Raw genomic sequence first — 4778 nt, 5'->3', positions numbered from 1 at the left:
TGGAACCGGCGGTCGGAGGCCCGGAAGCCGGCGGCCGAGGGCGCGGAAGCGGCGGCCGCTGGCGCGGAACTCGGTGGTCGAGGGGCGCGGGAGCCGGCGGTCGAGGGCGTCGAAGATGCCCGTCAGCCCAGTGCCTGCACGGCGTGCAGGGCGCCCACACCGGTGGCGAGGAGGCCCAGGAGCAGGCGTAGCCCGTTCTCCGGCAGGCGTGGCCGGAGACGCGCGCCCAGATACCCGCCGGTCAGTCCGCCGAGACCGCAGGCCAGCCCCAGGTACCAGTCCGGCGCCACGTCCCNNACAGCAGCGCGAAGACGCCCGCGCCCGCCACGGACGTGACGAAGGTCGAGGCCAGCGCCGCCGGGGCCACCCGCGCCACGGACATGCCCCGCCCCACCAGCAGCGGCCCCAGCAGCGAACCGCCGCCGATGCCGTAGACCCCGCCGACGACGCCGACCGCCAGGGCGAGCCCCGTCACGGCACGTGGCGACGGCTCGGCGTCGTCCCGTACCGGCCGTGCGGGTCGCAGGGTGCGCCGCACCAGCCACAGCCCGAGCGGCACCAGCAGTACGGCGATCAGCAGCCGGAACACGGTGGCCCCCGGGACGGCGAACACCCGCAGGGCGGCGCCCGCCACGACCCCGGGCAGGGTGCCGCGCACCAGCCGGCGGGTCAGCGGGTCGTGCAGCAGGCCGGCGCGGTGGCGCAGCAGCGCCCCGGGCCCGGCCACCACGTTGTACAGCAGGTTCGTCGGCGTGACCGCGGGGCTCGGCACCCCGAGGACGCCGAGCTGCACCGGCAGCAGGAACACCGCGCCGGAGACCCCCGCGGGCGTGGTCACCACGGAGACGACCAGCCCCGCGGCGAATCCGGCGAGTCCGGTAGACCAGTCCACGGAAGGTCAGGCGGGGAGGACGAACGGGGGGTGGGCGCCGTTGAGGAAGTAGTCCCCGACGTCCCGCAGCCGGTGCGCGACGGGCTCGTACAGGGTGTGCGTGCGGGCGTTGCGCCAGAAGCGGTCGAAGCCCAGCCGCGCGGACGCCGAGCGCGGGCCGACGATGTCCAGCGCGCGGGTGGCGGACTCCTGCGCCGCCCGGGAGGCCGCGGTCTCGGCCATGGACACCAGCGCGGAGACGTCCGCGTACTCGTCGTACGTCAGGTCCTCGCCCCGCTCGAGGCCGCGCCGCACGGCGTCCAGGGCCTGGTCGCACAGCGCGGACGCGGAGCGGGCGAGCACCGTCAGCTCGCCGTACGCGGTGAGCACCTGCGGGTCGTCGGGCGCGCCGGAGGACGGGACGCGGTGCCAGGGGCGGTGCCCCGCCCTGCTGTACTCGCGCACCTCCGCCAGCACCCCCTCGGCCATGCCGAGCAGCAGCTGCACGGAGAACAGCCGGCCCACGGGCGCCGCCAGCGCGGCCCGGGGGACCAGGTGGTCCTCGTCCGCCGACAGCGAGCCCAGCACCTCGCCGGCGCCCACCGGGACGTCGTCGAACTCCACGCTGCCGCCGCCCGCGAGCCGCTGTCCGAAGGTGTCCCCGGCCGCGTCGACCATTACGCCCCGGCGGGCCGGGTCCACGACCACGGCCACGGGCTCGCCGGAGTCCTCCCGCACCGCCCGCACGGCGAGCCGGTCGGCCACCAGCACCCCGGTCGGGTAGCTCTGGCGGCCGCCGAGGAGCAGACCACGGGACGTGCGGGACAGGGTCAGCGGCGGGTCCTGCGGGGCGAACCCGCCGCCCCAGCACCACTGTCCGGCCGCGGAGCGCTCCGCCGTCCGCAGGACCGTCTCCGGGTCACCGAAGAACCGGGCGCTCCACGACAGGAAGTAGTGGGAGCCGAGGAGCTGCCCTATGGCGCCGTCGGCCGTGGAGATCTCCCGCACCACCGCGTACGCCGTGTCCCAGTCAGCACCGCCGCCCCGCCCGGCCGGCGTGAGCAGGGTCAGCAGACCCGCCTCGCGCAGCCGGGACACCTCGTCGACCGGGGCCTTTCCCGCCTGTTCCCGGATGACGGTGTCCGTGGCCAGGTCCTCCGCCGCCTCGCGGGCCACGCGCAGCCAGTGCGCCCGGCCGTGCGCGACGGGTTCGGCCGGGGACGCGGGGCGGGTCGGCGCGGCGGCGGCAGGGCACATGGGGTGCTCTCCTCAGGATCGGCCGCGGGCTGCGGCGTGGGGGCTGTCCTGCTGGTCGGGGACGTACTTGTAGCCGATGGACCGGACGGTGACGATCCGGTGCCGGTGGGCGGCGCCCAGCTTGCGGCGCAGCCGTGCGACGTGGACGTCGACCGTGCGGCCGTCGCCGACGTGGTGGTAGCCCCAGACGGCCGCCACCAGCGCCTCGCGCGACTGCACGAGGTGGGGGCGCCGCACGAGGTGCGCCAGCAGCTCGAACTCCAGGTACGTCAGGTCGAGTTCGCGCCCGTCGACCTCGGCGGTGCGGCGCGCGGCGTCGATGGTGACGGCGTCGACGGTGGCGGCGTCGACAGTGACGGCATCGACGGTGGCGGCGTCGCCCGCCGACTGGCGCGCGGGCGTCGTGCCGTCGGCGGCCAGCAGCCGGAACTCGGCCCGCGGCCGGTCCTTGGCGAACAGGTCCAGCGGGTCGGTGCCCTGGGGGACCAGCAGGAGGTAGCCGACGAGCGGCGGGGACGCGGGGTCCTCGGCGTCGTGCCGCACCCCGTCGGCCACCAGGTGGAGGTGGCGCGCGTCGGGCAGCGGACGGAGCGAGGCGGTCGGGTGCGGAAGTGCCGTGGTCATGGCGGTAGTCCCTCGGGAACGGTGTCGGGTCCCGGCGGACGCGGGGGTGGTGCGTCGGAGCCGGGAAGGGGGGCCGGAGCGGCACGGCCGGCGTGCGGGCCGTGCGTCAGGCGCGACAGCAGGCGGCGCTGACGACGTGACCGAAGTCGACATGCCGACGACGTACGAGTCGCTGCTGCACAGGGGACATGTCCCTCATGCTGCGCACCCCCCGCGAACACCGTCAAGCTTTTCCTAGTAAGTCCCTAGGAAAAGAGGGGAACGTCTCACATGCTGAGCGGGCGGGGCCGCTCTGCGGGACCTGGAGCGCCGCCGGGGGCGCGGGCGCGCGGATCTGACGGTGCGTTGACACCCCCGAACGGCGCGTGCTTGCATCCCTCCTCCGCCCCTCCTCCGTCCTTCCTCCTCAAGCCCTCCGACGACGAGGACCCCCGTCATGCCCTCCTCCGCCGTGCCCTCTTCCCGTCCCGACGAGACCGCCTACGACCGGCGCCGGCTGCGCCAGTGGCTGGCCGGCGAGGCCCGCGCGGACGGCGTGAACCGCCGCCGCATGCTCACCCTGCTCGCCGCCGCCGGAGCCGCCGGCGCGCTGCCCCTGTCCGCACCGGCGCCCGCCCGCGCCGCCGACGGCGACACCATCGTCAAGCCACTGCCGCCCGAGGCGTTCGTCCGTCACGGCACCAACGCCGAGACCCGTTGGGAGGCCCTGCGCGGCACCGGCCACCACACCCCCAACGACCTGTTCTTCGTCCGCAACCACACCGCCACCCCGCGCATCGACGCGGACGACTGGCGGCTGCGGCTGTGGGGGAGCGGCCTGCGCGGCGGGCCCGGCGAGGACAGGGCGGTCGAGTGCGGGTACGACGACCTGCGCAGGCTGCCCTCCGTCACCCGCACCGCCTTCGTCGAGTGCGCCGGCAACGGACGCAGCGGCTACGCCACCCAGCAGGGCGAGACGGTCTCCGGCACCCCCTGGACGCTGGGCGCGATCGGCGTGGCCCGCTGGCGCGGCGTCCCCCTGGCCGCGGTCCTGCGCCGGGCTGGCCTGTCCCCGTACGCCGTCGACGTGCAGCCGCGCGGCCTGGACGCCGAGTACGTCAGCGGCGGGGAGAACCTCGGCCGGGTACGACGGCCGCTGCCGCTGGCCAAGGCGCTCGACGACGTCGTGCTCGCCTACGAGATGAACGGCGAGCCGCTGCCGCCCGACCACGGATACCCGGTGCGGGTGCTGGTGCCGTCCTGGGTGGGCATCGCGTCGATCAAGTGGGTCGGCGACATCGAGGTGTCCGCGCAGTCGCTGTTCTCACCGTGGAACACCACGTTCTACCGGCTGTTCGGGCCGGCCCACCCCGAGGGCGGCAGCGCGCCGCTGACCCGGCAGACCCTCAAGAGCGCCTTCGAGCTGGCGAGCGGCGCCACGTTCCCGGCGGACCGGCGTCAGGTGCTGACGGGCCGTTCGTGGTCGGGCGCCGGACCGGTCGCCCGGGTCGACGTCAGCACCGACGGCGGGTCGAGCTGGCAGCCGGCCCGGCTGCTGGACCGGCCGCGTCCCGACACCTGGACCCGGTGGTCCGTCACCTGGAAGCCCCGCACCCGGGGCGCGACCCAGCTGCTGGCCCGCGCCACCGACACGGCGGGCCGCACCCAGCCGGACGTCTCCGCGTTCAACAGCCAGGGCTACCTGTTCGACGCCGTGGTGCGCCACGAGGTGACGGTGGTCTGACCCGGGCGGTCCTTCTTCCGGGGCCCGGCTCCCGCTCTCACGGGGTGAGACGCCGGGTGCGGGGCGGGCGGCCCCCTTGACGCGGGCGGAGTACGCCCCGAGACTCCTGTACGGGAATCCTAGTGAATCGGTAGGGAAAGAGATGGGCCGTGCAGCTCCTGACCTCGGCGGGGACACCGTGCGTGTCGCCCTCGGGCAGCTGCCCCTGCTGACATCCCGGCTGCACATCGACCTCGCGCGCGTCTGCGGCGCGACGGGCTCCCCGGACGACGCCGTCCCCGCGCGCCCCTGAGACCCCCCTCT

The 4778-nt window shown here is 75.7% G+C and carries 4 protein-coding genes and 1 pseudogene; 2 read left to right on the top strand and 3 right to left on the bottom strand.

What is annotated here, in order from left to right:
- Positions 1-122: 122 nt before the first annotated feature.
- From CCN29_RS10340 to CCN29_RS10330, 3 genes and pseudogenes are all read right to left on the bottom strand, one after another.
- Positions 123-892, bottom strand: a pseudogene (locus CCN29_RS10340) (TSUP family transporter).
- A gap of 6 nt (positions 893-898) precedes the next feature.
- The gene (locus tag CCN29_RS10335; protein WP_086681173.1) at positions 899-2128 is read right to left on the bottom strand and encodes an acyl-CoA dehydrogenase family protein; all 1230 of its coding nucleotides are present in this window, start codon (positions 2126-2128) and stop codon (positions 899-901) included.
- A 12-nt stretch (positions 2129-2140) separates the two neighbouring features.
- Positions 2141-2752: a winged helix-turn-helix domain-containing protein gene (locus CCN29_RS10330; RefSeq protein WP_086681171.1), complete on the bottom strand. Its 612-nt coding sequence runs from the start codon at positions 2750-2752 to the stop codon at positions 2141-2143.
- Between the two features lie 436 nt (positions 2753-3188).
- Between CCN29_RS10330 and CCN29_RS10325 the strand changes: the two genes are divergently transcribed.
- Positions 3189-4475, top strand: coding sequence for a sulfite oxidase (locus CCN29_RS10325; protein WP_086681169.1), 1287 nt, complete (start codon positions 3189-3191; stop codon positions 4473-4475).
- A gap of 142 nt (positions 4476-4617) precedes the next feature.
- Positions 4618-4767: a hypothetical protein gene (locus CCN29_RS35740; RefSeq protein WP_189409432.1), complete on the top strand. Its 150-nt coding sequence runs from the start codon at positions 4618-4620 to the stop codon at positions 4765-4767.
- The last annotated feature ends 11 nt before the right edge of the window (positions 4768-4778 follow it).

Origin of the sequence: Streptomyces pseudogriseolus, assembly GCA_002154585.1 — a bacterium.
In the GTDB taxonomy this organism is placed as follows: Bacteria; Actinomycetota; Actinomycetes; order Streptomycetales; family Streptomycetaceae; genus Streptomyces; species Streptomyces pseudogriseolus.
The sequence above is the reverse complement of the archived record's forward strand: the minus strand, read 5'-3'. Positions and strand labels throughout refer to the sequence as shown.